Below are 24,913 nucleotides of genomic sequence, written 5' to 3'. Positions count from 1 at the left end.
ATGCGCGGCCCGGCGATCCGCGCGGGGCTGCGTTACGGGGCAGAGGCCTTTGCGCTGGGGTTCCTGCTGGGTACGCTCAGGGTTATGCTGGTGGCGCCCGTAACCGGCGCTCTCACCGCCGTGGCGATCGAGCTTCCGGTCATGCTGCTCGTGATGGCCTGGCGCGCGCATCGCATCGTCGCGCGATCGCGAGAGGTGATGTTGGTCGGTGCGCGCGCGATCATGGGCGTGACCGGGTTCACGCTCTTGTTGTTTTGCGAGTTTGTACTGGGCATGGCACTGGGCACATCGCCGCGCCAATGGCTGGCTGATCTTGCCAGCCCGCCGGGGGCAGCGGGACTGGCGGGTCAGATTGTGTTTGGTTGTCTTCCGCTGCTCGTCGGGCGCGCGGCGATCAGGGTTGAGTGAACGACGGCGGGTCCGAGGCATCCATCGAATCGTCGAGCGCGTCGTCCAGCTCGTCTTCGCTGACACTGTCCTTGTCGACATCGGGCTCGGTGGGCTTGTCGTCTTCGCTCCCGGCCTGCGCGCCCAGGCTCGATGTCTTGGCGCCTGCGCGCTGCGCGGTCTCTTCGGTGCAGTCGACGGGTTCGGTCGGCTTGGGGGTCTGGGTCTCGGTCATCGGGGAACTCTCCTTGCTGCCCGGACTACGCCGGGGCGCGCGAGGCGGTTCCCCTCAGGCGACGCCGGCGCGCTTGAGTTCCGGTCCCAGACGTCCGGTCAGCCACAGCGCCCACATGCGGAAATCCGCCGCCAGCGACCAGAGCGGATAGGTAAAGGTGGCCGGCCGGTTGCGCTCGATCCGCCAATGGCTGATCCAGGCGAAGAAATAGCCCGCCACCGGCATCATCGCGAACAGCAGGAGATGGCCGGTGACAAGTGCCGCGAGCGCCAGCAGCACGACCAGCGACGTGCCGACATAATGCCAGGCGCGGGTGAGCGGGCGGCTATGCTCGGACAGGTAATAGGGCCAGAATTCGGCGAAGCTGGTGTAACGCTGCATCTCGATTGTCTCCCGCCGCCATGATAGCCACAGATCATGCCCGCGATCCATACCGAGCTTCTCTTCGTCTACGGCACGCTGCGCCGGGGCAGTGACCATGCCAATGCAGCGCGGCTAGCTGCGGAAAGCGAATGGCTGGGCACAGCCACGCTGGTCGGCACGCTCTTTCGCGTCACCTGGCATCCGGCACTGGTGCTGGAGGGCGACGATGTCGTGACCGGCGACCTGCTGCGCCTGACCGATCCCGCCGCGAGCCTCCCCTGGCTCGACAGTTTCGAAAGCTGCGGCCCCGATGACCCGCCCCCGCACGACTATCGTCGCGAAATCGCGAGCGTCATGACAGCATCCGGCGCGGTGGACGCTATGGTCTATGTCTGGAACCTGCCGACAGGCGGGCTGGAACGGATATCGGACGGCGACTGGCTACGCGCCTGATCACTTGCTGTCGGCAACACCGTCATATTTGAGTTCGAGATAGCGGCCCCGGATCGCGAGCTTGTCGGCATCGCCCTCGGCAATGGTGCGGGTGGCGCTGGCGATCTCGCGTTCGATGACGCCGAGGCCGTGGATGAGTTGCTCGTCGGGCGTGCGCTCGCCGCGCTTTTCCTGGCGCATGCTCGCCGGGATCTTGCGATAGCCGGTGATCAGCTCCGGCAGATGCTCGCCCACCAGCTTTCGGATTTCGCGCGCGGGCTCACTGTTTTCCTCCAGCGTCTGCAATTGCGGCGCAAGCATGTCGAGCTGCACGCCGATCTGGTCGACCAGCGTCACGGCGGGTGCGGGAAGGGCTGGGCGCTGGCTTTCCAGCCAGATTTCGGTCTTCCCGGCGAGCACCTTCAAGGGCTCCTTGGCCAGCCGTTCGGGCGTCGGAACCTTGAGCTTCATGCCGCTGCCCAGCACCACCGTGGCGACCACGGCGGCGAGCACCGTGAGCAGCACGCCATAAAAGCCGATGCCGTCGATGATCGCGCCGACAATGCCCGCTGCGACCAGGATGACGCCGATGCTGATCGCGATCGCGGCGATCTTCTTCCACATATGCTCGCGCTTGAGCGCGCGCGACTTGCTGCCGATCGAAGGGCCCATCTGGACGCGGCGCTTGACCGCAGCGGCATCGGCGATGATCTGGTCGGACTGGCTGGTCAGCGATTTGGACATGGGCAAGCCTGGCTCAAGCCTCCAGCGAGCTCAGCAGCGAGGGGCCGGACGTCGTGCCGCCACCGCCTTGCGAAGCGCCTTCGGCGCGCGCGATATAGCCCTTGGACTTCTCGACTTCCTTGCTCAGCGTGTCGACCGTGGTCTTCATACTGTCCAATGCCTTGACCTTGAACGTGTCGATATTGTCCATCGTGTCATAGATGTTCTGGAAGGCGCGCTGCAGCGTTTCGACCGGGATGGTCGCCGATGCCGCCTGTTCGTGGATTTTGGCGGTCTGGTCCTTGAGCATCGTGCCGGTCGAATCGATGATGTTCGCGGTGGTGGTGTTGAGCGCGGTGATCTGATCGAGCACCAGCTTCTGCCCGACCAGCGCCTGCGCGACGGTGACCGCGGTGCGAAGCGCGGCGACCGTTGTGGTGCTGGCACGATCCACGCCCTTGACCAGTTCGACATTGTTCTTCTTGACGAGATCGAGCGCGAGATAGCCCTGCACCGTCACCGCCATCTGCGTCAGCAGGTCCTGCGTGCGCTGGCGGACATAGAAGAGCGCGGTTTCCTTGATCGCCTTGGCCTTGGCGGGATCGGTCATCTCGAGCTCGGCAGCCTTCGCCTCGAGCCGCGCGTCGAGCGTCTTCGACACATGGATCATCTGCTCGAGCTTGCCCATCGCGGCCCAAAGGTTCTGCCGCTCCACATCGATCGCGGCGTTGTCCATCAGCAACTCGTCCTTGCCGCTCTGCAGACTGGCGAGGATCGACTGGATATGCCCCTGGCTTGACTTGTAGCTGTCGAAATAGTCGCGCATCTTGTTGCCGAAGGGGATGATGCCGAAGATCTTCTTGCGGGTGAACAGGTCGCCCTTCTTGCCGGGGTCGAGATCCTCGACCGTGCGGCGCAGCTGCGCCAGGTTCGCGCCGACCGAATTGTCATTGTCCATCGCGCGCACGGGGCGGTCGAGAAAGCGGTTCGACTGGCCCGCCGCATCGGCGATTTCCTTGCGGCCCATATTGGTGATCTGGTCGACGCGCTTGCCGAATTCGGGCGAGTTGACATCCTGCGCGACGAGATCGCTGATGAAGCCGTCGACCTTCTCATCGAGCTTCGAGCGCACCTCTTCGGACACCGGAACGAGCCCCGTCGCCTCGGCTGCGGTGACGATCGGCACCGGCTCGGGTGCCTCCAGCGTCAGTTTCTTGTCCGCAATCGCAGTTTGCGTTGCCATGGCTTTTCCAGCTCCCGTTTCGGCCCGACCCTCAAAATGAGGCGACTTGCCCCCAAGGGCAAGTGATAAGTGTTACTGTGTTAAGATAACAATACAGCCGCAAAGCGCAAGGCTTTTGCGCGCCATAGGCGTCTGTTCCTCCGCAAAAGCCTTGCGCCTCGATTGATAACAGTTGATAACGTCGGCAGGAGGACCCGATGATAAGTGCCGATTTGGGACAGACGCTCGAAAGCTTCGTCGCCTCGCTCGTGGAATCGGGCCGTTACAACTCCAAGAGCGAAGTGCTGCGCGAAGGCGTCCGCCTGATCCAGGAGCGCGAAGCTCGGTTGGCGGCGCTAGATATCGCGATCGCCCAAGGGCTGGACGATGCAAATGCCGGTCGCCTCATACTTGCCGATGAGGTGTTCGCCCGGCTTGAAGCGCGCTACCGGCCCAAGGATGTCGCCGCCGAATGAGGGTGCTGCTGACCGCTGCAGCGGAGCGCGATCTGGAGGCCATCGCAGATTATATCGCCGCTGACAGCCCTGCCCATGCCCTGGCCTTTGTCCGTATCTTGCGCGAGAAATGCGTGGAACTTGCCGACTTCCCGCGTCGCTTCCCCATAGTCCCGCGCTATGCCGATCGCGAGATTCGGCGTCGGGTGCATGGCAATTACCTGATCCTGTATCGCATCGAGGGCAAAGTCGTCATAGTCCTGCGCGTCATGTCGGGCGCGCAGGACTATGAGGGGCAATTGGGATCAGACGCCGATATCCCATAATGCGACACATGCGCCTGTCACGAGCGCGAAGATCAGCAGCAGCACGGCAATCTCGACCGGGCGGAGGCTCAGCTTGCGCGCATGTTCCTGTTCGAACGCGGCGATGTGGTAGCGGATCGTCTCGTCGCTCTTGAGCAGGCCGATGTCGAGCACCGGGGCGGTGCGCAGATAGCGGACGAGCTCCTCGCGCTCGGTGCTGGTGATCTCGGGATAGCGCGCGAACAGCTTTTTCATCTGCTTGCGGCGGTCGTCTTGATAAGTCAGCAGGTCCTCGACGGCCTGCCCTTCATGAAAATGGGGCATGATGGGGTTCTCTCCGTTCAGAAGTCGAAAGGTCGGTGGCTTGCGGCGGGGAACGCACGCCATGATGCAGGGGGCACATCCCGACGGACACGCGTCAGCAACGGCAGATCAGGCTCTGCAGTAAGATGTGCCGATATCGGGGCGGGCGCGGATCAGGCCGTCAGCGGCGGGGCGCGCGGCGCAAGGTCGGGACGCGCAGAAGCGGGGTGGTCTGCCCAAAGACGGGCGATGCTCGGGCGGGATAAGATCGGCTCGCCGAGCGCCGCCAAGGCGACTTCTGCCGGGCTGAACCAGGAATAGAGCATGACGGCATCACTGCCATCGCCTGCCGGCAGGCGCAGGCGGTCGTCGACCGGCTCGGCCACCGCAATCGCCTCGCCCTCCTGCCGGCTGAGCGCGACCTGCGTGGTGGCGGGGTTGAACGCGGAGCCGACCTGCTGGCTCGCGGGCATCGACCCGGGCAGCAGCGCGCTCGCCAGCGCGATGAACAGCGCGATGATGATCCCGCTCACCCATGCCGGACGCGCGCCGACGGTCGAAACGGCAGCATAGGCGTCAGGACCGGGAAGGGACGCAGCGGCGCTCATGGACCGGATATAGGGATCAGGGGCCGCAGGGTAAACCCGCAAGGCCCCGTGAAGGCCGGTCAGGCCGCCAGTTCGTAAGGCTGGATCTCGCCCGACAGATACAGGTTGCGTGCCTTGGCGCGGCTCAATTTGCCCGACGAGGTGCGCGGCAGCGTGCGCGGCGGCACCAGTTCGATCACGCAGTTCATGCCGGTGAGCGAGCGGACCTTCTCGCGGATTTCGTCGCGCAGGCGGCGGCGTTCGGCCTCGTCGGTGGTGCGGCACTGGACCAGCACGGCGGGGGCCTCTTCACCGGCGGGGGTGGTGATCGAGAAGGCGGCAATGTCGCCGGACTTGAAACCGGGCAGCTGTTCGACTGCCCATTCTATATCCTGCGGCCAGTGGTTCTTGCCGTTGATGATGATCATGTCCTTGGCGCGGCCGACGATATAGAGATAGCCATCGACCATATAACCCATGTCGCCGGTATCGAGCCAGCCATCGACCAGGCACGCCTCGGTCGCTTCGGGATCGCGGAAATAGCTGTGCATGATCGACGGGCCTGCGGTCCAGACCTTGCCGATCTCGCGGTCGGGCAGAACCGTGCCGTCGGCGTCGCGGATCTCGATGCTCATGTCACGGCAGGCCTTGCCGCAATTGACGATCGAGCGGTAGCGCTTGGGCTTGGACGGATCGACCGGCGCGCCCGACAGGCGCTGTTCCTCGACCAGATCGACGACAATGCCCTCGCCCGGCGGCATCAGCGTGACGGCGAGCGTCGCTTCGGCGAGGCCATAGCTGGGCAGGAAGGCGCTCGCCTTGAAGCCCGCCGGTGCGAACGCATTCACAAAGGCCTGCATCACGTCAGGGCGAATCATGTCCGCGCCATTGCCCGCGAGCCGCCAGCGCGACAGGTCGAAGCGTTCCTCGACGCGCGACTGGCTGCCGATGCGGCGCGCGCAGATGTCATAGCCGAAGGTCGGCGAATAGCTGCACGAGGTGCCGGGATTGCGGCTGATCAGGTCAAGCCAGGCGAGCGGACGCCGCGCGAAATCCTCGGTCTTGAGATAATCGGTCGACACCTGATTCGCGACCATCGACAGCATGCAGCCGACCAGGCCCATGTCGTGATACCAGGGCAGCCACGAGATGCAGCGGTCGGTCTCGCACACATGCATCCCATGCGAATGCGCGGCGAGATTGCTCAGCAGCGCGGCGTGCGTGACCGCGACGCCATGCGGGAAGCGGGTCGATCCGCTCGAATATTGCAGATAGCAGATATCCTCGGGGCTCGCAGCGGGCAGCTCGGCTTCGGGTGCAGCTTCGGCAGCGAAGCTCTCCCAATCGATCCCCTCGACGCCGCAACGCTTGGCCGCCTCGCCGCCCATTTCGGCGAGTTCTGCGGGGTAGAACAGGAATTTGGGGTCGCTCGAGCGCAGCTGGACGCTCAATTGCTCGACATAGCTTTCCTTGCCGCCGAAGCTGGTGGGCAGGGGAAGCGGCACAGGCCAGGCCCCGGCATAGACCGCGCCGAAGAACAGCGAGGCGAATTCCGCGCCGGTTTCGGCGACGATGGCGATCCGGTCCTCGGGCTTGACGCCGCGCGCGATCAGCCGCCGGGCATGCTCGAGCGCATCGCTGCGCAGCTCGCTATAGGGATAAGGGCGCACCAATGTGCCGCGCGGATCGTGGAAGTTGAACCCGCGCACGCCCTGTGCCGCGTAGTCGAGTGCATCGCCCAGCGTCGCGAAATCGGCGAACCGGCGCGGCAGCGCATCGGCGGTGGGAGTCGGCTGCAATTGCGTCATGCGTATTAACCCGTTGCTTTCCTTTGCGCGCGCCGGTGGCCCGGTCTGTCACGCCCACATGGACAAGACCCGCTAGCGTCTGCCCATGCCGTCATGGCCCAGAGATGAATGGTTCGGGCAGCGCCCGCTTCATCCCAGAATGCCCCATCTCGCCTCTAGCCGATGACAAGCGTTCTAAATTCGACCCGACTGTGGCACAAAAATGGCGCATGACCGCTCCCGATGATCGACGCAAGCGTGAAAAGCGCCCGCCAAAGCCGCTCGACGAGCGCGCGCTGAAGGATCTGGCGCTGCATTATCTCGGACGGTTTGCGACGACGCGCGCGCGCCTGATCCAGTACATGCAGCGCAAGGTGCGCGAGCGTGGATGGGCGGAAGAGCGCGCGCCCGATTACGACCAGCTCGCCGATCGCTGCGTGGAGCTGGGCTATGTCGATGATGCTGCGTTCGCCGCGATGAAGGGCGGCGCGCTGCTCAGGCGAGGCTATGGCGCCCGCCGGGTCGAGCAGGCGCTGGTCGCAGCGGGCGTCGGCGAGGCCGAGCGCGGCGAGGTTCGCGAGACCGCGAGCGATCAGGCGCTGAACGCCGCGATGGCCTTTGCCCGGCGCAAGCGCATCGGCCCGTTCGCGCCCGCCCCCGCCGATCCCGACCGGCGGCGCAAGCAATTGCAGGCCTTTATCCGCGCAGGCCATGATTTTGCTCTCGCCCGGGCTCTTGTTTTCGCCGATAGCATGGAGGAGATAGCGGGGCTGGACGAGCAATTCGGGAGAGACCAATGGTGAAGAGATTCTGCGGGGCGATGCTGGCGACGCTGGCCTTGGTGGCGTGCAATGCCTCTGCCCAAAGCGATGCCGTGGCGCAGCGTCCGGCAGCGGCAACCCCTGCCGTTTCGCCCGCTGGGCTCGATCTGGTGCCGCTGACGATCAGGAGCGGCGCCAAGACGCACAAGTTCACCGTCGAGATGGCGCGCAGCTCGCAGGAACAGGCGCAGGGGCTGATGTTCCGCACCGAGCTGGCCCCCGATGCCGGCATGCTCTTTCCCTTCCCGACGCCGAAGCCCGCGAGCTTCTGGATGAAGAACACGGTCATCTCGCTCGACCTGCTGTTCATCCGCACCGATGGCACCGTCGAGAGCATCGCCGCCAATGCGGTGCCCTATTCGCTCGACCCGATCAGTTCGGGCGAACCGGTCGCTGCAGTGCTCGAGATCGCTGCTGGCCGTGCGGCCGAACTCGGAATCAAGCCGGGCGACACCGTCACCTGGCGCGACAAGCGTTGAGGCACTGGTGGCAGCAGCGCGCAAACGCGGCATGATCGCTCGCCTGATCGCACTGGTTTTCAAGCTGGTCTTCGGCTTTGTGGCGCTATCGCTGCTGATGGTCGTTATCTATCGCTTCGTGCCACCGCCGACGACGATCACGATGCTGAGCGATGCCAATGGCGCGACGCGCGACTGGACGCCGCTCGACCGGATCGACCGCAACATGGTCTCCGCCGCCATAGCCGCGGAGGACGGCAAGTTCTGCACGCATAACGGCTTCGATACCGAGGCGATCGAGCAGGCGATGCGGCGCAACATGGAAGGAGGGCGCATCCGCGGCGGATCGACGATCAGCCAGCAGACCGCGAAGAACGTGTTCCTCTGGCAGAATGGCGGCTTTTTCCGAAAAGGTCTGGAAGCCTGGTTCACCGTGCTGATCGAGGGCATCTGGGGCAAGCGCCGGATCATGGAAGTGTACTTGAACGTCGCCGAGACCGGCATCGGCACCTATGGCGTCGAGGCAGGATCGCAGCGCTATTTCGGCAAGGGCGCAAGTTCGCTCACCCGCGACCAGGCCGCGCGCATGGCCGCCGCGCTGCCGTTGCCCAAGAAGCGCTCGGTCAAGAACCCCAGCGGCTTCGTGCGCCGTTATGGCAACAGCATCGCCCGCCGCATCCGCATCGTCCAGCGCGATGGGTTGGATAGCTGCGCGCGGCCTTGAGGAGATTTGCGGTTAGCGCTGCAGGGGCTTTAAGCTGCTCCCACCTCCGCTCATCCTGAGCAGCGGGCTTCAGCCCGCGTCGTCGAAGGACCCGCGCCCACAACGGCCGTATCGCGGGGCCTTCGACAAGCTCAGGCTGAGCGGAGGTGGGTACATGAGTCAAACCAATCCCCATGATCCCGCAAGCCACCCCTCACCGCACCTGCCGTTTCTCCAGCTTTCGCGCCAATGTCCGCCGGTGCATCCCCAGCCGCCGCGCGGTTTCGGAGACGTTGAAGCCGGTATCGACCAGCGTCTGGTGGATATGCTCCCATTCCACGGTCTTGATCGACGATTGACGGGTATCCACGGCGGTATCGGCATCGCCCTCGGTGCGGGCGAAGGCGGCCTCGATATCGTCGGTGTTCGACGGCTTGGCAAGATAATGGTCCGCGCCGAGCTTGATCGCCTCGACGGCGGTGGCGATGCTGGCAAAGCCGGTGAGCACGACGATCTTCGCGTCCGGAGCGGCGGCGCGGACGGCCTGGACGCAGGTGAGGCCGGAGACCGAGCCTGCGAGCTTCAGGTCGATCACCGCATGAGACGGCACCAGGCCGCTGTCGAGCAGCGCGACCAGCCCGTCATGGCCCGAGGCGCTTTCGACCGCATAGCCGCGCCGCTCGAACGATCGCCTGAGGGTGCGCGCAAAGGTTTCGTCATCTTCGACGATCAGCAACTGACGGGTCTCGGTCATGTCCGCGCTCCTGCCGGATAGGCGATGGCTTCCAGTGGCAACCATATGGTAACTTCGGCGCCGCCCTGCTCGCGATTGCCCGCACGCACCTCTCCGCCCAGCTTGCGCATCACGTTGACGAGCAGGAACAGCCCCAGGCCGCCGCCGGGCTTGCCCTTGGTCGACCGGTACGGCTTGCCCAGGCCATCGAGAATCTCCTGCGCAAAGCCCGGGCCCTTGTCGGTCACGGTCAGTTCGAGCGCCTCGCCCTGGCGCACGGCGCGGATGCCGACCCATTGCGGCGAGACCTCGACCGCATTGTCGATGACATTGCCGATGACCTGACGCAGCGCAGGGTCCGAGACGATGGCGACATCGGTGCCGAACCGGTCGTGATATTCGAGCGCATCGAGCCCGCGCGTCACGCGCCATTCGTCGACGATGTCGCGCAGGAAGGCGCGCACCGTGGTGCGTTCGGTCGCCTCGCCGCGCGCCTCGCCGGCGGACATCAGGATGCCGCTGACGATCGTCTTGCAGCGCTGTACCGCATTTTCCATGTCGTCGAGATCGGCGGACAGGTCCGCGACCGCGTTCAGTTCGGGCATCGCGCGAAAGTCGTTGACGAGCACCGAGAGCGTCGCAAGCGGGGTGCCCAGCTCATGCGCCGCGCCCGAGGCGAGCAGGCCCATGCGCACGATATGGTCCTCTTCGGCTGCGCGCTGGCGGATCGCGGCGAGCGCGGCGTCGCGTTCGCGCAGGTTGCGCGCGATGCGGGTGACGAAGGCGACCAGCAGCACCGCGATCAGCCCGAAACAGACGAAGCTGCCCTGCAGATACAGGCTGAATTCCTCGTCCTGCAGCTCGGGCGGCAGGGCGAGCGGGACGGGATCGATCGCCAGCACCGCCAGTGCGCCTAAGGATGCCGCGACCATCGCCCAGGATGCTGCGGGGCGCAGCACCATCGCGCCGATCACCACCTGCAGCAGGAACAGGGCGGCGAACGGGTTGGCGAGCCCGCCGGTGAAATGCAGCTGCCAGGTGAGCGCCGCGATATCGAACATCAGCGCGGTGAACAGCGCATATTCGAGCCCCGCATCGAACCGGTGCAGCATGTAGAGCGTGACGATGTTGATGAACACGAGCAGGCTGATCGCGGCGAGCAGCGGGGCGAGCGGCAGCGCGATGCCCATCGGCCCGTGCACGATGAGGATGGTCAGCAGCTGGCCCCCGACCGCGAGCCAGCGCAGCTGAATGAGCAGCGCCATGTTGCGCCGCACGGCATCGGTAATCTGGGGGGCGGGCGTGGCGATCATCGCCGCTGCCATACCAGCTTTGCGCCGAACAGGCACCCGAGCGCGAGCAATGCCCATGTCAGCGCGTAGACCGCGTGATTGTCGCTGAAGCGGATGACGGTCAGGCCGCCGACCGGATAGCCGCCCGGATTGGGCGCGGCATCGGCGTCGATGAAATAGGGTGCGGTGCGTTGCAGGTCGCGTGCGCGGGCGATCGCGGCGATATCGCGCGAAAACCAGCGATCGGCATTGGCATCGTTGGAGCGCAGGAAGCCGCCGCCCGGTTCGGTGATCCGCAGCAGCCCGGTGACGCGCACCATTCCCGCCGGATTGCCCGCCGCGCGCGTAGCCGGGTCGCGCCGGTCAGGAGGTACGAAGCCGCGATTGACCAGCACGGTGAAGCGCTCGCCCACCAGCGGCGTCAGCACCCAGTATCCGCCGCCGCGCGCGGTCACCGCCTGGACCAGCGTTTCGCGATCATGCGCAAAGCGCCCCGCAAAGGTGACCCGCCGATAGGCGTCGCGCTCTTGGCGGATACGCGGCCATTGGTCCGGTCCCGGCGCGGCGACCGGCGCGGCGGTGCTGCGGCTGTCGACCGCCTCGATCAGCGCATGCTTCCAGGCGCGGCGCTGCACCTGCCAGGCGGCAAGCCCGAAGCCCGCCAGCGCCAGGGCAAGCAGCGAGACGACCAGCACGACCCGCGCGGCTGGCCGGGACTGGGTCACGGGATCTGGCTCATCTCTTCATGCGCCTGCGGCATCATGTTGGTGTTGAGATTGCTCATCACCCAGAGTGATCCCGACAGCATGATGCCGACGACGATGATGGTGAAGATCAGCGAGGTGATCGACCAGCCGCCCTCGGCCTTGGGGCTCATGTGCAGGAAATAGACCATATGGACGACGATCTGGACGACGGCAAAACCGAGGATCGTCACCGCCGTCACCGCAGGCGACAATGCGCCGGTCATCACCAGAGCGAACGGGATCGCGGTCAGGATGACCGAAGCCAAGAAGCCGATCGTGTAGTCGCGGTACGAGGCATGCGGGATCTCGATGCCGTGCGCATCGTGCTCGGCCTGTTCGGCATGGGTGGTGGCAGCGCTCATCACAGCATTCCCATCAGATAGACAAAGGTGAACACGCCGATCCAGATCACGTCGAGAAAGTGCCAGAACAGGCTGAGACACGCAACGCGGCGCTGGTTGGCGGGGTTGAGGCCATGGCGGCCGAGCTGGACGATCAATGTCACCAGCCACACCAGGCCGAAGGTGACGTGCAGCCCGTGCGTGCCGACCAGGGTGAAGAAGGCCGAGAGGAACGCGCTGCGCTGCGGCGTCGCGCCGATATGGATGAGGTGCGAGAATTCGTACAGCTCGATCGCGAGGAACGCCGCGCCGAACAGTCCGGTGACCGCGAGCCACATCTGCACATGGCGCAGGTTCCTGTTCTGCATCGCGATCATCGCCAGACCATAGGTCAGCGACGAGAACAGCAGCATCGCGGTGTTGAGCGCGATGAGGTTGAGGTCGAACAGGTCCTTCGGCCCCGGCCCGGCGGCGAAATTGCCGCCGAGCACCGCGTAGCAGGCAAACAGGATCGCGAAGATGAGGCAGTCGCTCATCAGATAGATCCAGAAACCCAGCAGCGTGCTGTGGCCCTCGGGATGCGGATGCTCGTCGATCTCGTAATAGACCGGCTTGTCGTTGCCGGCGGGCAGGGTGATGCTGCTCATGGGCTCAGGCTCCTGCCGCTTGCAACTGGGTGAGGCGCGCCTTTTCGGTCGCCGCCACCTGCGACGCCGGGATGTGGAAGTCGCGCTTGTAGTTGAACGTGTGCGCGATCGCCGCGCCGATCAGCGCAACCATGCCAAGGCCCGCGAGCCACCAGATATGCCAGACCAGCGCGAAACCGGCGACGGTGCTGATGCCCGCCAGGATGACGCCGGCGCCGGTATTGCTCGGCATATGGATGTCCTTGTAGCCCTCGGCCGGATGCTCGACGCCCGCCGCCTTCATGTCGTACCAGGCATCGAGCGCGTGGATGCGCGGGGTGAAGGCGAAATTGTAATCGGGCGGCGGCGAGCTGGTCGCCCATTCGAGCGTGCGGCCGTTCCACGGATCGCCCGTCGTTTCGGCCAGCGCCTCGCGCTTCCAGATGCTGACTGCGAACTGGATGAGCATCGCGGCAATCCCGGCGGCGATCATGAACGCGCCCACAGCGGCGATGGCGAACCAGATCTGCAAGCTCGGATCGTCGAACACCCGCATCCGGCGCGTCACGCCCATCAGGCCGAGCACGTAGAGCGGCGCGAACGCAACCCAGAAGCCGGGGACCCAGCACCAGAAGCTGACCTTGCCCCAGAACTTGTCGAGCTTGAAGCCGAACGCCTTGGGCCACCAGTAGTTGATCGCCGCGAAGATGCCGAACAGCACGCCGCCGATGATCACGTTATGGAAATGCGCGATCAGGAAGAGCGAGTTGTGCAGCACGAAGTCCGCAGGCGGCACTGCGAGCAGCACGCCGGTCATCCCGCCGATGGTGAAGGTGAGCATGAACGCCACCGTCCACATCATCGGCAATTCGTAGCGGATGCGCCCGCGATACATGGTGAACAGCCAGTTGAACAGCTTGGCCCCGGTGGGGATCGAGATCACCATCGTGGTGATGCCGAAGAAGCTGTTGACGCTCGCGCCCGATCCCATGGTGAAGAAATGGTGCAGCCACACGACGTAGGACAGGATGGTGATCACCACCGTTGCATAGACCATCGAGGTATAGCCGAAGAGCTTCTTGCCCGAGAAGGTCGAGGTGACCTCGCTGAACACGCCGAACAGCGGCAGGATAAGGATGTACACCTCCGGATGGCCCCAGATCCAGATGAGGTTGACGTACATCATCGACGACCCGCCAAAGTCGTTGGTGAAGAAATTGGTGCCGACATAGCGGTCGAGCGTCAGCAGCGCGAGCACCGCGGTGAGCACTGGGAAGGATGCGACGATCAGGATGTTGGCGCACAGCGAGGTCCAGGTGAATACCGGCATCTTCATCAGGCCCATGCCTGGCGCGCGCATCTTGAGGATGGTGACGATCAGGTTGATGCCCGACAATGTCGTGCCGACCCCGGCGATCTGCAGCGCCCAGATATAATAATCCACCCCGACGCTGGGGCTGTAGGCGATGCCCGAAAGCGGTGGATAGGCGAGCCATCCGGTCGCGGCGAACTCACCGATGAACAGCGATGCCATGGTCAGCACCGCGCCCGATGTGGTCATCCAGAAGCTGAAATTGTTGAGGAAGGGGAAGGACACGTCGCGCGCGCCGATCTGCAGCGGCACGACATAGTTCATCAGGCCGGTGATGAACGGCATCGCGACGAAGAAGATCATGATCACGCCATGCGCGGTGAAGATCTGGTCGTAATGGTGCGAGTTGAGGTAACCCTCGGACCCGCCGAACGCCATCACCTGCTGCAAGCGCATCATGATCGCATCGGCAAAGCCGCGCAGGAACATGACGAGGCCGAGGATCATGTACATGATCCCGATCTTCTTGTGGTCGACGGTGGTGAACCACTCCTTCCACAGATAGCCCCACAATTTGTAGCGCGTCACCAGCGCGAGCAGGCTCACGCCGCCGATGATGACGACGACCATGGTGCTGAGCACGATCGGGTCGTGCGGCAGCGAGTTCCAGCCGAGCTTGCCCAGCAGGAACGTCGGTTCGGCGGCAGAGGTGGAGGGAACGGCGTCGGTGCTCATGATACGGGGTCCGTGGTGCCTGCCTGAGTCAGCTCAGGCGACTTGGTGAGTTCAGGCGACTGGGAAGAGGTTTCGCGCTTGCGGAACAGCGGTCCGCCGGGGCGCTTGAGGCCTGCGCCGGTCAGCGTGGAAAGATCGATCACGCGATCTTCCATCCGCGTCAGGCTGGCGCTCAGCAGTTCGGGATTGGTGCAGTTCTCGGCAATATAGCGGTCGCTGGCGGTGTCGCCGGTGCCGCGCGCGGCGTGCTTGTCATAGGAAAGCTGGCGCACATTGTGCAGGCCGGCCAGACCCATGCCGCCGCGCGCGTCGATCGCCATCATGTCGTGCATGCACATCTTGCCCGGCTCGGCGCACATGTTGACGATGCGGTCGAACAGGTCGCGCTCGACGCTGGCATAATGGCGCACCGGTTCCTTCTCGCTCGGGCGTTCGAGCTTGAGATAGGTGGCACGGTCGAGCGTCTGGCCTTCGGCACGCGCCTTGACCACCCATTGGTCAAAGCCCTTTTGCGTCATGCTGCGCGCGGCGAAGCGCATGTTTGAAAAGCCTGCGCCCGAATAATTGGCGGAGAAGCCCTCGTAATTGCCGGTCTCGTTGAACACCGCGTGCAGCTTGGTTTCCATGCCGGGCATCGCATAGATCTGTCCGGCCATGGCGGGGACATAGAAGCTGTTCATCACCGACGACGAGGAGATGCGGAACTTGAGCGGACGGCCTTCGGGCACCGCGAGCTCGTTCACCGTGGCGATGCCCTGTTCGGGATAGATGAACAGCCACTTCCAGTTGAGCGCGACCGCCTGCACCTCGAGCGGCTTGTCCTTTTCGGTCACCGCCTGTCCGGGCGCGGTGCGGGCGAGCGGGCGATAGGGGTCGAGCAGATGCGTGCCGACCCAGGTCACCGCGCCCAGGCAGATGATGATCAGCAGCGGAATCGCCCAGATGGCGAGCTCGAGCTGAGTCGAATGGTCCCAATCGGGCTTGTAGGTCGCGGTTTCGTTCGCGGCGCGGTATTTCCAGGCGAAATATCCGGTCAGCGCCATGACGGGTACGATGATGATCAGCATCAGTAGCGTCGAGATGACGACGAGATTGCCCTGCTGCTGCGCGACATCGCCCGCCGGATCGAGCACGACCATGTTGCAACCGCCCAGCAGCGGCAGGAGGCAGAAAGCGGCGAGCGCCGCCGGGAGTCGGAGTCGTGTCATGGTCCCAAGCATGACCGCCCAATTAGACCCATGATCCACGCGCGCACATAGGACATTTTGTCCAAGTGCATTGATCTGGATCAAAATTGCATAAGGCACGTGTAGAAATTTATCCGCCCCCGAATCCAAGGAACTGCCCATGGTGGCCAACACCGTCCCCACGACCGAGGCCGAACGCGATGCGCGCGCGGTCAATGACGACGGCCATACGGTCGGGCCGGGCGAGATCGCCATTGGCGTGGTCATCGGCCGCACGTCGGAGTTTTTCGACTTTTTCGTCTACGCCATCGCCTCGGTGCTGGTCTTCCCCAAGCTGGTCTTCCCCTATCTCGATCCGCTCGAAGGCACATTGTGGTCGTTCGCGATCTTCGCGCTCGCCTTTGTCGCGCGGCCTGCGGGAACGCTGATCTTCACTGCGGTCGACCGCGCCTATGGCCGCGGGGCCAAGCTGACGATCGCGCTGTTCCTGCTCGGCGGATCGACCGCTGCCATCGCCTTCCTCCCCGGCCATGCCACGATCGGCATAGGATCGGCGCTGCTGCTCGCGCTGTTCCGCATGGGCCAGGGCGTGGCGCTGGGCGGCTCGTGGGATGGCCTCGCCTCGCTGCTTGCGCTCAATGCACCCAGGGACAAGCGCGGCTGGTATGCAATGATCCCGCAGCTGGGCGCGCCTTTCGGGCTGATCGTCGCCAGCCTGCTGTTCGCGTTCCTCATCGCCGCGCTGCCGGCGGAAGATTTCCTCGCCTGGGGCTGGCGCTATCCGTTCTTCGTGGCGTTCGCGATCAACGTCGTCGCGCTGTTCGCGCGGCTGCGCATCGTGGTGACACCCGAATATACCGAGCTTTTCGAAAGCCAGACGCTGCAGCCCGAACCTGTGCTGTCCACCGTGCGCAGCGAGTGGAAGATCATCGTGCTGGGCGCGTTCGCTCCGCTCGCCAGCTTTGCCATGTTCCATATGGTGACGGTCTATCCCTTGAGCTGGGTGTTCCTGTTCACCGAGGAATCGCCGGTGCGCTTCCTGCTGATCGAGGCCTTTGCCGCCGCGCTCGGCGTGCTGGCGATCCTAGCTTCGGGCAGGCTCGCCGATGCCTATGGCCGCCGCACCCTGCTCGCCGCTACAGCCGTCGCGATCGCGGCGTTCAGCGGCTTTGCCCCGCAGCTGCTCGATGCCGGTGGCGCGGGCGAGGCGGCGTTCATGTTCGGCGGGTTCATCCTGCTCGGCCTCGCCTTCGGCCAGTCCTCGGGGGCGCTCTCCTCGTTCTTCCCCCTGAAGCACCGCTATACCGGCTCGGCGCTCACCGCAGACCTCGCCTGGCTGTTCGGCGCGGGCTTCGCGCCGATGGTCGCATTGTGGCTCTCGGCCAATTACGGGCTGCTCGCCGCCGGGGGCTATCTGCTCTCGGGCGCGCTGGCGACGCTGACCGCCTTGTGGTTCAACCGCGAACTCGGCCAGCAGCAATAAGCGGCAGGGGGCAGCCATGTTCGTTCCGTTCGATCCCGATTGGCCGCCCTTCGATCCGCCACGGCGGGAACCGCCAAGGCCACCGCGCCGCATCAGCGCCGCACAGGAAAAGCGGCTTATGCAGGCGATCGGCCTCAACCTTTTGCTAGCAGTGATCGCCCCCATTGGCGGCGCGACGGTGATCGGCGCGCTGCTCGGCTGGTGGGGCTAGCGGCGCAGCGCCTTGACGTTCACGAGAACGAAAAAGGGGGAGCAGCGCGCTGCTCCCCCTTTTGTTGCTGTCGTGCCTTGGCCGCCGATCAGAAGCGCGTGCCGACCTCGATGCCGAAGATGCGCGGCTCGTTCACATAGGCGGTCAGGTTGTTGAAATCGATGCCGCCGGTGGCCGAGACATTGTTGGTGATGTTGCGCGCAAAGGCCGCGACATCGAACTTGCCGTCGCCGGTGCGATAGCCGAAGCGCAGGCCGCCCTCGATCAGGCTGTCGTCGCTGAACTCGACCGAATTGTAGAGGAAGAACTGGATGCGCGAGCGATAATACCAGTCGGTGAAGACATAGAGCTCGCCATTGCCGACCGGGTGCGCGTAACCGGCGGTCCAGTTGACCGACCATTTCGGCGATTGCGGCAGGCGGTTGCCGTCGATCGAGAAGATGCCCGGACGGCCTGTGATCGGAGCGTTGAGCACGGTGCACGGCGCGCCGCATCCGGCAACGCCCAGACCCGGTGACTTGATCTCGTTCTCGTTGAAGCCGATACCGATGCTGAGATCGAGGCCATCGGTCGGGCGAGCGGCCAGCTCGGCCTCGAAACCATAGCCTTCGACATCATCGGCATTGAGCAGCGCGGTGACATTGCCGCCGCCGCCGACCGCCGTCAGCTGCAGGTCCTCGGTGTTGAAATAATAGCCGGTCAGGTTGAAGCGCGCTGCGCCATCGAACAGCACGGTCTTGATGCCGGTCTCGTACGACATGGTGCGTTCGGCATCGGCGACCGAGAGCGCGCGACCGAAGGCCAGGCGGCCCTGGATCGACGGCGCGCGATAGCCGCGCGCGGCGCGAGCGAAGATGTTGACCGCGTCGCTCACCGGATAGACCGCGCTCAGATCCCAGGTCAGCAGGTTCGCCTTGGCCTCGGTGCGCAACGTGCCGACCGGCCCGCCAAAGCCCAGGAAACCGGGGCGCGTGTCGATCGGGCGCGCGGCGGCAAAGTCGCGGTCGTCGTCATTATAGCGTGCGCCCGCCTGCAGGATCAGGCCATTGTCGAACGTGTAGCTCAAGGTCCCGAAAAGGCCGAACGCATTGGTCACCTGGCGCTGCACCGCGACAGCAGCTGCGACGGTATCGGCCGGCGCGCCATAATCGAGCGTGGTGATGTTGAGCCGCTCGTTGAAGAAGAAGCCGCCGATCTGATAGCCAAGGCCGGTCTGGTTGTTCGAGGCGAGGCGGACCTCCTGCGTATACTGGTCGAGGCTGGGCACGTCGTCACGGGTCTGGGCCGAGAACGGGATGAAGCCGGGGCCCTGGCTGGGCGCGAAGGCATTGCCGAAGCCGCCGTCGATATCGCCGCGGCTCTTGAGATTGCCGTTCCAGTAGGAGGTGACCGAGGTCAGCGTCGCCGGTCCGAAATCATAATCGACGGTCAGGCCGACATTATAGGTGTTGAGCTCCTGGAAGTTGATCCCGTCCGAACGGATCTGGTCGCGTCGGAACTCGGTGCCGGGCCCGCCCAGGCCGATCAGCTCGTTGCTGCCGCGCTGGAACACGTTGGCGCGGAACAGGATGGCAGAGCCATCGAGCACGCGGATCTGGCCGGTCAGCCGCGCGGTGAGCGGGCCGTCCTCGTACTGCAGCTGCAGGCGACCGGCAAAATCGTCATAGCCGCCCAGGTCATCGCCTGCGCCATTGTCGATATTGTCGACCCAGTGGTCGCGGTGCTGATAAAAGCCCGAGGCGCGGAATGAGAAACCATTGCCCAGGTTCGCGCCGACCGCGCCCTCGAGCTGGATGGTGTTGAACCGCGCCCAGCTCGCCTTGGCATAGCCACCATCGGTGCCGGGTTTGACGGTGTCGAACTTGACGATGCCCGCGGGCGTGTTGCGGCCGAACAGCGTGCCCTGCGGCCCGCGCAGCACCTCGATCCGGTCGAGATCGAAGATCGGGAAGCCCTTGAGGATCGGGTTTTCCAGCACGACATCGTCATAGACCAGGCTGACCGGCTGCGAGGCGTTGAGATCGAAATCGGTATTGCCGAGACCCCGAATGTAGAAGCGCGGGAAGCTGCGACCGAACGAGCTTTCGATATTGAGATTGGGCACGCGTCCGGCGAGGCCGCGAATGTCGCCGCCGCCCGCCTGGACCGCCGCCAGCGCATCGTTGCTCAGCGTCGAGATCGACAGCGGCACGTCGCGCTGGTCCTGCTCGCGCTTCTGCGCGGTGACGACGATGACGCCGACGCCGCGCTCGGCTTCCTCGGTCTGGTCGCCCTCTGCCGTCTGTGCCGCAGCGGGGGAGGCGAGGGCGCAACCGAATGCGGCAGCAGACAGGGCGATCGACGAAACCAGGCGACGGGACGGGACACGCATCGGAAATATCCTCGAAGTGACGGATGTGGCGATAGGGTAACACCGGCGGAATCGCGCCGGGTCCCTCCGTCCCTTCGCTGAGACGGGCGGCGAGGACAACACTCGCCATGCGCCGGCGCCAGATTTTTCAGTGGTGTTGCCTATTTGAGACAGCGATGTGACGTTGGCGACTCAACCGGTAGCTGGTGCGGCGCTCAGCTTTGCAATGGTTTTTCAGGAGCTTGCTCTGCGCAACGACCGCGCTGCCGGTCAATCCTCGAGGATCGCGCTGGCGGTGCGGGTGTCGCGCATGCGGATATACACGATTAGCGACAGCGCGATCATGCCGGTGACATACCAGTAGAAGCCGCGCTCCCAGCCGGCCTGCTTGAAGCTCAAGGCGACATATTCGGCCGTGCCGCCGAAGATCGTGTTGGCGAGCGCATAGGGCAGTGCCACGCCCAGCGCGCGGATATGCGCGGGGAACAGCTCTGCCTTCACCACCGCGTTGATCGAGGTATAGCCGGTGACGATCACCAGCCCGCCGAGCACGAGCGCAAAGGCGGTCAGCGGATCGCGCGTGGTCTCCAGCGTGGCGAACAGCGGATAGGTGCAGATCACGCCCAGCACGCCGAAGCCGACCAGCAGCGGCTTGCGCCCCAGCCGGTCGCTGAGCGCGCCCGCTACCGGCTGCAGCAGCATGAACACGAACAGGCTCGCGCCGTTGATCCGCGAGGCGGTCTCGCGGTCGAAGCCCGAGGTGTTGACCAGGAATTTCTGCATGTAGATCGAGAAGGCATAGAAGGCGAGCGTGCCGCCTGCGGTCATCAGCATCACCGTCAGTGCCTCGCGCGGGTGATGGCGGAACAATGCGAGCATGCCCGATTTGGGCGCATCGGTGCCTTGCGCATTGGCAAAGCTCTCGGTCTCGGCCAACCCGCGCCGGATCCAGAACACTACCACGGCCAGCGCCGCGCCGATGGCAAAGGGAATGCGCCAGCCCCAGGCATCGAGCGCGGCTTCGCTCAGCACCGATTGCAGCACCAGCAGCACGCCGATCGCCAGCAGCTGCCCGCCGATCAGCGTGACATATTGGAAGGACGAGAAGAAGCCGCGCCGCCCCTTGCCCGCCATTTCGGACAGATAGGTCGCGCTCGCACCATATTCGCCGCCGACCGACAGCCCCTGCATCAGCCGCGCGAGCACCAGCAGCGCGGGGGCGAGCAGACCTGCCGTCTCATAGGTCGGCGCGACCGCGATCAGCAGCGAGCCTGCGCACATCAGCGAGACCGACAGCGCCAGCCCGCTCTTGCGTCCCTTGCGATCGGCATAGATGCCCATCGCCCAGGCCCCGATGGGGCGCATGAAAAAGCCTACCGCAAACACCGCCGCCGCGCCGAGCAGCTGCGCAGTGCCATCGCCCGAGGGAAAGAAATGCGGCGCGAAATAGAGCGTGAACGCCGCATAGGCGTACCAGTCGTACCATTCGACCAGATTGCCGGTGGATCCGCCGACAATCGCCCAGGTGCGCTCGCGCGTGGTCGGTCTGTGACTGAACGGCAGAACGCCCGGTGGTGAGGAAGGGGTCATCGGTGTCGGCGGGTCCTGCCAGGGGTTGAAACGGCGGAGGACCATATGCGCATACGGCAACGCAGCGTGCAAGAAACTGGCGCACCCGACAGGATTCGAACCTGTGACCTCTGCCTTCGGAGGGCAGCGCTCTATCCAGCTGAGCTACGGGTGCATCGCCAAGGGGCAAGCCCTTAGCAAGCCGATTGCGCCGCCGCCAGTCCCTTTGTGCAGCGATCATTGACCCTGTGGCCCCTGCGGCGCTATAGCTTGGGCCCGCACGCTGGCGGCCCTGGTTCATGGGGTCGCCTTTTTACTTTTGGTGCCGTGGTCCCCGTGCACCGGTGGAATGCGCAAGGCGCGTGCTGTTTTTTAGGGACCCGCGAAGAAGGAAGGACAAGGCTGCCATGACGATCACGCCGCTGATGCCCGTTTACCCCCGGTGCGCCGTGCGCCCGGTGCGCGGCGAAGGCTGTTACCTGATCGGAGAGCGTGGCGAGCGATATCTGGACTTTGCCAGCGGCATCGCAGTCAACCTGCTCGGCCATGGCCATCCGCACCTCACGCAGGCGATCCAGAAACAGGCCGAGACGCTGATTCACGTCTCCAACCTCTATGGCAGCCCGCAAGGCGAGCATCTCGCGCAGCGGCTGGTCGATTCGACCTTTGCCGACACGGTGTTCTTCACCAATTCGGGGGCCGAGGCGGTCGAATGCGCGATCAAGACCGCGCGCGCCTATCACCAGTCCGAAGGCGGCGATGCCAACCGCACGGTGCTGGTGACGTTCAAGAATGCGTTCCACGGCCGCACCATGGCGACGATCAGCGCGTCGAACCAGGAGAAGATGCACAAGGGCTTCGCGCCGCTGCTGCCCGGCTTCCGCTATGTCGATTTCGACGATCTGGAAGGCGCCAAGGCCGCGATCGGCCCCGATGTCGCGGGCTTTCTGGTCGAGCCGGTCCAGGGCGAGGGCGGGGTGCGCCCGGCATCGCCGGAGTTCATGCAGGGCCTGCGCGCGCTGTGCGACGAGCACGACCTGATGCTGGTGCTCGACGAGGTGCAGTGCGGCGTCGCGCGCACCGGCACGCTCTATGCCTATGAGCAATACGGTATCGAGCCCGACATCATGGCGACCGCCAAGGGCATTGGCGGCGGCTTCCCGATGGGTGCATGTCTCGCCACCGAGAAGGCGGCGCGCGGCATGGTCGTCGGCACGCATGGTTCGACCTATGGCGGCAACCCGCTGGCCATGGCGGCGGGCGAAGCGGTGCTCGACGTGGTCGACAATCCCGAGTTCCTCGCGCATGTCCGAACGATGAGCGAGCGGCTGCGCGGCGCGCTCGAGCAGCTCATCCCCAATCACGACGAGATCTTCGATTCGGTGCGGGGCATGGGGCTGATGCTCGGCCTGAAGCTCAAGGACCGCGCCGAGAACCGCGCGTTCGTGGCGCATCTGCGCGATCATCACGGGCTGCTCACCGTCGCGGCGGGAGAGAATGTCGTGCGCATCCTGCCGCCGCTGGTGATCGAGCAGGCGCATATCGACGAGTTCATCGAGCGCCTGTCGGCAGGGGCACGAGACTTCGCGCTGCCCGAAGCGGCTTGACGCTAAGCTGGCCCTCTCCCCTTCAGGGGAGAGGGTTGGGAGAGGGGCAAGGGTGCCATATCGCATTCCCCTCTCCAACTTCGCCTAAGCAGCTTTGCTGCAAAGGCTCCGTATCCTCTCCCCTGAAGGAGAGAGGAGGGGGAGACATTTCATGACCCGTCATTTCCTGAACCTGTCCGATGCCGGACACGATGCCATCGCCGCCATGCTCAACGATGCGATCGACCGCAAGGACGCGCGCCACGGCTGGCCGCTTGGCAAGGCCGACGCCGATGCCCCGCTCGAAGGCCATACCCTCGCCATGGTGTTCGAGAAGAATTCGACCCGCACGCGCGTGTCGTTCGACATGGCGATCCGCCAGCTGGGCGGCACCAGCCTGATCCTCGATGCGGGCAGCACCCAGCTGGGCCGCGGCGAGACCGTCGCCGATACTGCGCGCGTGCTCTCGCGCATGTGCGATGCCATCATGATCCGCACCGACGACCATGCCAAAATCGAGGAAATGGCCCATTTCGCGACCGTCCCCGTGATCAACGGCCTGACCGACCTTTCGCATCCGTGCCAGATCGTCGCGGACCTGCTCACCATCATCGAGCATCGCAAGGCGCTGCCCGGGCTGGTCGTGGCCTGGCTGGGCGATGGCAACAATGTGCTCAACTCGATCGTCGAGGCGGCGGGGCTGATGAAATTCTCCGTCCGCATCGGCTGCCCCGACGGCTATGATCCGGACCCGGCGTTTGTCGCGGCAGCGCGCGCGGCGGGCGGGACGATCAGCTTCCACCGCGATGCGGGCGAGGCCGCCACCGGCGCGGACGTGATCGTCACCGATACCTGGATCTCGATGGGCCAACTGCATGCCGAAGAGAAACTGAAGGCGATGATGCCGTTCCAGGTCAACGATGCGCTCATGGCCAAGGCCAAGAAGGACGCGTTGTTCCTGCACTGCCTGCCCGCGCATCGCGAGGAGGAAGTGACGGCCAGCGTCCTCGACGGGCCGCAATCGGTGGTCTGGGACGAGGCGGAGAACCGGCTGCACGCGCAGAAATCGGTGCTGCGCTGGGTGTTCGGCCAGTTGTAAGAAATAAGGCCCCGGAGCTCAGCGCTTCGGGGCCTTTTTCCGCAAAACCGGCGCGATCAGCTCGCGGTGATCAGGTCGCCGTGCTCTTCGGTCAGCTTGTAGGCGCGCTCGTACCAGTCCGAACCGGGATAGTTCGCGCCGAGCACGGCAGCGGATTTCTTCGCTTCGGCCGGGATGCCGAGCGCCAGATAGCATTCGGTCAGGCGATAGAGCGCCTCTGCGGTGTGGCTGGTGGTCTGGTACTTGTCGACCACCTCGCGGAAGCGCAGCGTCGCCGCCAGCCAGTTGGAGCTGCGCTGGTAATAGCGGCCGATCTCCATTTCCTTGCCGGCGAGGTGATCGTTGACCAGATCGACCTTGAGCCGCGCGTCGGAGGCATAGCGGGTGTTGGGATAGCGGCGCATCACCTCGCCCAGCGCGGCAAGCGCCTGCTGGGTGATCTTCTGGTCGCGCGTCACGTCGCTGATCTGCTCGTAATAGTTGAGCGAGATCAGATAATAGGCATAGGGCGCGTCCTTGTTGCCCGGATGGATGGCCAGGAAGCGCTGCGCCGACTGGATCGACTTGTTGTGATCCTTGGCGAGATAATAGCTGAACGCGCTCATCAGCTGCGCGCGGCGCGCCCAGGGCGAATAGGGGTGCTGGCGCTCGACCTCGTCGAACAGCTCGGCAGCGATCTTGTTCTGGCCGCGGTCGAGCCGGTCCTTGGCCGCCATGTACAGCGTGCTGACATCGCGCGCGATATAGTTGGTGTTGACCTTGTTCTTGCCGCCCGCGCAGCCGGACAGCACGGTCAGCGCAGCCGCGCTTGCCAGAGCCAGTTTGATCGCCTTGTTCATGGCCGCAACCCTTATCGGCTAAG

28 protein-coding genes and 1 tRNA gene are annotated in these 24,913 nt (G+C 64.8%); 11 read left to right on the top strand and 18 right to left on the bottom strand.

Annotated elements, in window-relative coordinates; translation table 11 throughout:
- On the top strand, positions 1-408 hold the full coding sequence (locus AX725_RS07585; protein WP_060978386.1) for a hypothetical protein: 408 nt from the start codon (positions 1-3) through the stop codon (positions 406-408).
- On the opposite strand, the gene AX725_RS07580 is transcribed toward AX725_RS07585, so the two are convergent.
- Together AX725_RS07580 and AX725_RS07575 are read right to left on the bottom strand one after the other, a co-directional pair.
- Positions 395-622: a hypothetical protein gene (locus AX725_RS07580; RefSeq protein WP_060978387.1), complete on the bottom strand. Its 228-nt coding sequence runs from the start codon at positions 620-622 to the stop codon at positions 395-397. The genes AX725_RS07585 and AX725_RS07580 overlap by 14 nt on opposite strands.
- Before the next feature lie 54 nt (positions 623-676).
- Entirely contained in the window at positions 677-1,003 is a 327-nt protein-coding gene (locus AX725_RS07575) for an Mpo1-like protein (protein ID WP_060978388.1), read from the bottom strand.
- 36 nt (positions 1,004-1,039) lie between these two features.
- Here AX725_RS07575 and AX725_RS07570 point away from each other — a divergent pair, with 36 nt between their 5' ends.
- A complete protein-coding gene (locus AX725_RS07570; protein ID WP_060978389.1) occupies positions 1,040-1,438 on the top strand; it encodes a gamma-glutamylcyclotransferase family protein in 399 nt (132 codons plus the stop codon).
- Here the strand turns inward: AX725_RS07570 and AX725_RS07565 are convergent, their stop codons facing one another.
- Together AX725_RS07565 and AX725_RS07560 are read right to left on the bottom strand one after the other, a co-directional pair.
- On the bottom strand, positions 1,439-2,161 hold the full coding sequence (locus AX725_RS07565; protein WP_060978390.1) for a hypothetical protein: 723 nt from the start codon (positions 2,159-2,161) through the stop codon (positions 1,439-1,441).
- Positions 2,162-2,174: 13 nt separating this feature from the next.
- Positions 2,175-3,383: a toxic anion resistance protein gene (locus AX725_RS07560; protein ID WP_060978391.1), complete on the bottom strand. Its 1,209-nt coding sequence runs from the start codon at positions 3,381-3,383 to the stop codon at positions 2,175-2,177.
- A 197-nt stretch (positions 3,384-3,580) separates the two neighbouring features.
- On the opposite strand from AX725_RS07560, the gene AX725_RS07555 reads away from it, so the two are divergent.
- Both AX725_RS07555 and AX725_RS07550 read left to right on the top strand, forming a co-directional pair.
- Positions 3,581-3,838 (top strand): type II toxin-antitoxin system ParD family antitoxin, encoded by a 258-nt coding sequence (locus AX725_RS07555; RefSeq protein ID WP_060978392.1) that lies wholly within the window; start codon positions 3,581-3,583, stop codon positions 3,836-3,838.
- On the top strand, positions 3,835-4,143 hold the full coding sequence (locus AX725_RS07550; RefSeq protein WP_060978393.1) for a type II toxin-antitoxin system RelE/ParE family toxin: 309 nt from the start codon (positions 3,835-3,837) through the stop codon (positions 4,141-4,143). The genes AX725_RS07555 and AX725_RS07550 overlap by 4 nt, the downstream gene beginning before the upstream one ends.
- Here the strand turns inward: AX725_RS07550 and AX725_RS07545 are convergent.
- The 3 genes from AX725_RS07545 to AX725_RS07535 form a co-directional block, all read right to left on the bottom strand.
- Positions 4,123-4,446, bottom strand: coding sequence for a hypothetical protein (locus AX725_RS07545; protein ID WP_060978394.1), 324 nt, complete (start codon positions 4,444-4,446; stop codon positions 4,123-4,125). The genes AX725_RS07550 and AX725_RS07545 overlap by 21 nt on opposite strands.
- 152 nt (positions 4,447-4,598) lie before the next feature.
- Complete coding sequence (locus AX725_RS07540; protein ID WP_060978395.1) at positions 4,599-5,033, bottom strand: hypothetical protein; 435 nt, start codon at positions 5,031-5,033, stop codon at positions 4,599-4,601.
- A gap of 59 nt (positions 5,034-5,092) precedes the next feature.
- Positions 5,093-6,820 (bottom strand): fatty acyl-AMP ligase, encoded by a 1,728-nt coding sequence (locus AX725_RS07535; RefSeq protein ID WP_060978396.1) that lies wholly within the window; start codon positions 6,818-6,820, stop codon positions 5,093-5,095.
- Between the two features lie 209 nt (positions 6,821-7,029).
- Here AX725_RS07535 and AX725_RS07530 point away from each other — a divergent pair, with 209 nt between their 5' ends.
- Genes AX725_RS07530 through mtgA form a run of 3 tightly spaced genes read left to right on the top strand, consistent with a single transcriptional unit; the run spans position 7,030 to position 8,802 of the window.
- On the top strand, positions 7,030-7,602 hold the full coding sequence (locus tag AX725_RS07530; RefSeq protein ID WP_060978397.1) for a regulatory protein RecX: 573 nt from the start codon (positions 7,030-7,032) through the stop codon (positions 7,600-7,602).
- The gene (locus AX725_RS07525) at positions 7,596-8,099 is read left to right on the top strand and encodes a DUF192 domain-containing protein (protein ID WP_066114760.1); all 504 of its coding nucleotides are present in this window, start codon (positions 7,596-7,598) and stop codon (positions 8,097-8,099) included. Before AX725_RS07530 ends, AX725_RS07525 begins: the two co-directional genes overlap by 7 nt.
- Positions 8,100-8,130: 31 nt before the next feature.
- Positions 8,131-8,802, top strand: a complete 672-nt coding sequence (mtgA, locus tag AX725_RS07520; RefSeq protein WP_060978399.1) for a monofunctional biosynthetic peptidoglycan transglycosylase — start codon at positions 8,131-8,133, stop codon at positions 8,800-8,802.
- 193 nt (positions 8,803-8,995) lie between these two features.
- Here mtgA and AX725_RS07515 read toward each other — a convergent pair whose 3' ends face one another.
- From AX725_RS07515 to cyoA, 7 genes are read right to left on the bottom strand one after another with little or no spacing between them, the layout of a single operon-like run.
- A complete protein-coding gene (locus AX725_RS07515) occupies positions 8,996-9,535 on the bottom strand; it encodes a response regulator transcription factor (RefSeq protein WP_060978400.1) in 540 nt (179 codons plus the stop codon).
- Positions 9,532-10,827: an ATP-binding protein gene (locus AX725_RS07510; protein ID WP_230962429.1), complete on the bottom strand. Its 1,296-nt coding sequence runs from the start codon at positions 10,825-10,827 to the stop codon at positions 9,532-9,534. Before AX725_RS07510 ends, AX725_RS07515 begins: the two co-directional genes overlap by 4 nt.
- The gene (locus AX725_RS07505; RefSeq protein ID WP_067512114.1) at positions 10,824-11,531 is read right to left on the bottom strand and encodes an SURF1 family protein; all 708 of its coding nucleotides are present in this window, start codon (positions 11,529-11,531) and stop codon (positions 10,824-10,826) included. The genes AX725_RS07510 and AX725_RS07505 overlap by 4 nt, the downstream gene beginning before the upstream one ends.
- Complete coding sequence (gene cyoD / locus AX725_RS07500) at positions 11,528-11,914, bottom strand: cytochrome o ubiquinol oxidase subunit IV (RefSeq protein WP_060978402.1); 387 nt, start codon at positions 11,912-11,914, stop codon at positions 11,528-11,530. The genes AX725_RS07505 and cyoD overlap by 4 nt, the downstream gene beginning before the upstream one ends.
- On the bottom strand, positions 11,914-12,540 hold the full coding sequence (cyoC, locus tag AX725_RS07495) for a cytochrome o ubiquinol oxidase subunit III (RefSeq protein ID WP_060978403.1): 627 nt from the start codon (positions 12,538-12,540) through the stop codon (positions 11,914-11,916). Before cyoC ends, cyoD begins: the two co-directional genes overlap by 1 nt.
- A 4-nt stretch (positions 12,541-12,544) precedes the next feature.
- On the bottom strand, positions 12,545-14,566 hold the full coding sequence (gene cyoB, locus AX725_RS07490; RefSeq protein WP_060978404.1) for a cytochrome o ubiquinol oxidase subunit I: 2,022 nt from the start codon (positions 14,564-14,566) through the stop codon (positions 12,545-12,547).
- Entirely contained in the window at positions 14,563-15,774 is a 1,212-nt protein-coding gene (gene cyoA, locus AX725_RS07485) for a ubiquinol oxidase subunit II (RefSeq protein WP_060978405.1), read from the bottom strand. Before cyoA ends, cyoB begins: the two co-directional genes overlap by 4 nt.
- 139 nt (positions 15,775-15,913) lie before the next feature.
- Here cyoA and AX725_RS07480 point away from each other — a divergent pair, with 139 nt between their 5' ends.
- Together AX725_RS07480 and AX725_RS07475 are read left to right on the top strand one after the other, a co-directional pair.
- A complete protein-coding gene (locus tag AX725_RS07480) occupies positions 15,914-17,236 on the top strand; it encodes an MFS transporter (RefSeq protein WP_099046506.1) in 1,323 nt (440 codons plus the stop codon).
- A 16-nt stretch (positions 17,237-17,252) separates the two neighbouring features.
- Complete coding sequence (locus AX725_RS07475; RefSeq protein ID WP_060978406.1) at positions 17,253-17,447, top strand: hypothetical protein; 195 nt, start codon at positions 17,253-17,255, stop codon at positions 17,445-17,447.
- Between the two features lie 88 nt (positions 17,448-17,535).
- Here the strand turns inward: AX725_RS07475 and AX725_RS07470 are convergent, their stop codons facing one another.
- The 3 genes from AX725_RS07470 to AX725_RS07460 form a co-directional block, all read right to left on the bottom strand.
- Positions 17,536-19,818: a TonB-dependent receptor gene (locus AX725_RS07470; protein WP_060978407.1), complete on the bottom strand. Its 2,283-nt coding sequence runs from the start codon at positions 19,816-19,818 to the stop codon at positions 17,536-17,538.
- 249 nt (positions 19,819-20,067) lie between these two features.
- On the bottom strand, positions 20,068-21,387 hold the full coding sequence (locus tag AX725_RS07465) for an MFS transporter (protein ID WP_060978411.1): 1,320 nt from the start codon (positions 21,385-21,387) through the stop codon (positions 20,068-20,070).
- A gap of 77 nt (positions 21,388-21,464) precedes the next feature.
- Positions 21,465-21,541 (bottom strand) — tRNA-Arg (locus AX725_RS07460).
- A 232-nt stretch (positions 21,542-21,773) separates the two neighbouring features.
- On the opposite strand from AX725_RS07460, the gene AX725_RS07455 reads away from it, so the two are divergent.
- Positions 21,774-22,973, top strand: a complete 1,200-nt coding sequence (locus tag AX725_RS07455) for an aspartate aminotransferase family protein (protein ID WP_060979591.1) — start codon at positions 21,774-21,776, stop codon at positions 22,971-22,973.
- A gap of 151 nt (positions 22,974-23,124) precedes the next feature.
- Positions 23,125-24,051, top strand: coding sequence for an ornithine carbamoyltransferase (gene argF, locus AX725_RS07450; RefSeq protein WP_060979592.1), 927 nt, complete (start codon positions 23,125-23,127; stop codon positions 24,049-24,051).
- A 56-nt stretch (positions 24,052-24,107) separates the two neighbouring features.
- Here the strand turns inward: argF and AX725_RS07445 are convergent, their stop codons facing one another.
- Positions 24,108-24,890 (bottom strand): outer membrane protein assembly factor BamD, encoded by a 783-nt coding sequence (locus tag AX725_RS07445; RefSeq protein ID WP_060979593.1) that lies wholly within the window; start codon positions 24,888-24,890, stop codon positions 24,108-24,110.
- Positions 24,891-24,913 lie beyond the last annotated feature (23 nt).

Source organism: Blastomonas sp. CCH9-A1 (assembly GCF_001557175.1).
GTDB lineage: Bacteria > Pseudomonadota > Alphaproteobacteria > Sphingomonadales > Sphingomonadaceae > Blastomonas > Blastomonas delafieldii_A.
The sequence above is the reverse complement of the archived record's forward strand: the minus strand, read 5'-3'. Positions and strand labels throughout refer to the sequence as shown.

Bases quoted from the DNA above. Each gene is read 5' to 3' on its own strand.
- AX725_RS07585 (WP_060978386.1), top strand. From the start codon at position 1: ATGCGCGGCCCGGCGATCCGCGCGGGGCTGCGTTACGGGGCAGAGGCC.
- AX725_RS07580 (WP_060978387.1), bottom strand. From the start codon at position 622: ATGACCGAGACCCAGACCCCCAAGCCGACCGAACCCGTCGACTGCACC.
- AX725_RS07575 (WP_060978388.1), bottom strand. From the start codon at position 1,003: ATGCAGCGTTACACCAGCTTCGCCGAATTCTGGCCCTATTACCTGTCC.
- AX725_RS07570 (WP_060978389.1), top strand. From the start codon at position 1,040: ATGCCCGCGATCCATACCGAGCTTCTCTTCGTCTACGGCACGCTGCGC.
- AX725_RS07565 (WP_060978390.1), bottom strand. From the start codon at position 2,161: ATGTCCAAATCGCTGACCAGCCAGTCCGACCAGATCATCGCCGATGCC.
- AX725_RS07560 (WP_060978391.1), bottom strand. From the start codon at position 3,383: ATGGCAACGCAAACTGCGATTGCGGACAAGAAACTGACGCTGGAGGCA.
- AX725_RS07555 (WP_060978392.1), top strand. From the start codon at position 3,581: ATGATAAGTGCCGATTTGGGACAGACGCTCGAAAGCTTCGTCGCCTCG.
- AX725_RS07550 (WP_060978393.1), top strand. From the start codon at position 3,835: ATGAGGGTGCTGCTGACCGCTGCAGCGGAGCGCGATCTGGAGGCCATC.
- AX725_RS07545 (WP_060978394.1), bottom strand. From the start codon at position 4,446: ATGCCCCATTTTCATGAAGGGCAGGCCGTCGAGGACCTGCTGACTTAT.
- AX725_RS07540 (WP_060978395.1), bottom strand. From the start codon at position 5,033: ATGAGCGCCGCTGCGTCCCTTCCCGGTCCTGACGCCTATGCTGCCGTT.
- AX725_RS07535 (WP_060978396.1), bottom strand. From the start codon at position 6,820: ATGACGCAATTGCAGCCGACTCCCACCGCCGATGCGCTGCCGCGCCGG.
- AX725_RS07530 (WP_060978397.1), top strand. From the start codon at position 7,030: ATGACCGCTCCCGATGATCGACGCAAGCGTGAAAAGCGCCCGCCAAAG.
- AX725_RS07525 (WP_066114760.1), top strand. From the start codon at position 7,596: ATGGTGAAGAGATTCTGCGGGGCGATGCTGGCGACGCTGGCCTTGGTG.
- mtgA (WP_060978399.1), top strand. From the start codon at position 8,131: ATGATCGCTCGCCTGATCGCACTGGTTTTCAAGCTGGTCTTCGGCTTT.
- AX725_RS07515 (WP_060978400.1), bottom strand. From the start codon at position 9,535: ATGACCGAGACCCGTCAGTTGCTGATCGTCGAAGATGACGAAACCTTT.
- AX725_RS07510 (WP_230962429.1), bottom strand. From the start codon at position 10,827: ATGATCGCCACGCCCGCCCCCCAGATTACCGATGCCGTGCGGCGCAAC.
- cyoD (WP_060978402.1), bottom strand. From the start codon at position 11,914: ATGAGCGCTGCCACCACCCATGCCGAACAGGCCGAGCACGATGCGCAC.
- cyoC (WP_060978403.1), bottom strand. From the start codon at position 12,540: ATGAGCAGCATCACCCTGCCCGCCGGCAACGACAAGCCGGTCTATTAC.
- cyoB (WP_060978404.1), bottom strand. From the start codon at position 14,566: ATGAGCACCGACGCCGTTCCCTCCACCTCTGCCGCCGAACCGACGTTC.
- cyoA (WP_060978405.1), bottom strand. From the start codon at position 15,774: ATGACACGACTCCGACTCCCGGCGGCGCTCGCCGCTTTCTGCCTCCTG.
- AX725_RS07480 (WP_099046506.1), top strand. From the start codon at position 15,914: ATGGTGGCCAACACCGTCCCCACGACCGAGGCCGAACGCGATGCGCGC.
- AX725_RS07475 (WP_060978406.1), top strand. From the start codon at position 17,253: ATGTTCGTTCCGTTCGATCCCGATTGGCCGCCCTTCGATCCGCCACGG.
- AX725_RS07470 (WP_060978407.1), bottom strand. From the start codon at position 19,818: ATGCGTGTCCCGTCCCGTCGCCTGGTTTCGTCGATCGCCCTGTCTGCT.
- AX725_RS07465 (WP_060978411.1), bottom strand. From the start codon at position 21,387: ATGACCCCTTCCTCACCACCGGGCGTTCTGCCGTTCAGTCACAGACCG.
- AX725_RS07455 (WP_060979591.1), top strand. From the start codon at position 21,774: ATGACGATCACGCCGCTGATGCCCGTTTACCCCCGGTGCGCCGTGCGC.
- argF (WP_060979592.1), top strand. From the start codon at position 23,125: ATGACCCGTCATTTCCTGAACCTGTCCGATGCCGGACACGATGCCATC.
- AX725_RS07445 (WP_060979593.1), bottom strand. From the start codon at position 24,890: ATGAACAAGGCGATCAAACTGGCTCTGGCAAGCGCGGCTGCGCTGACC.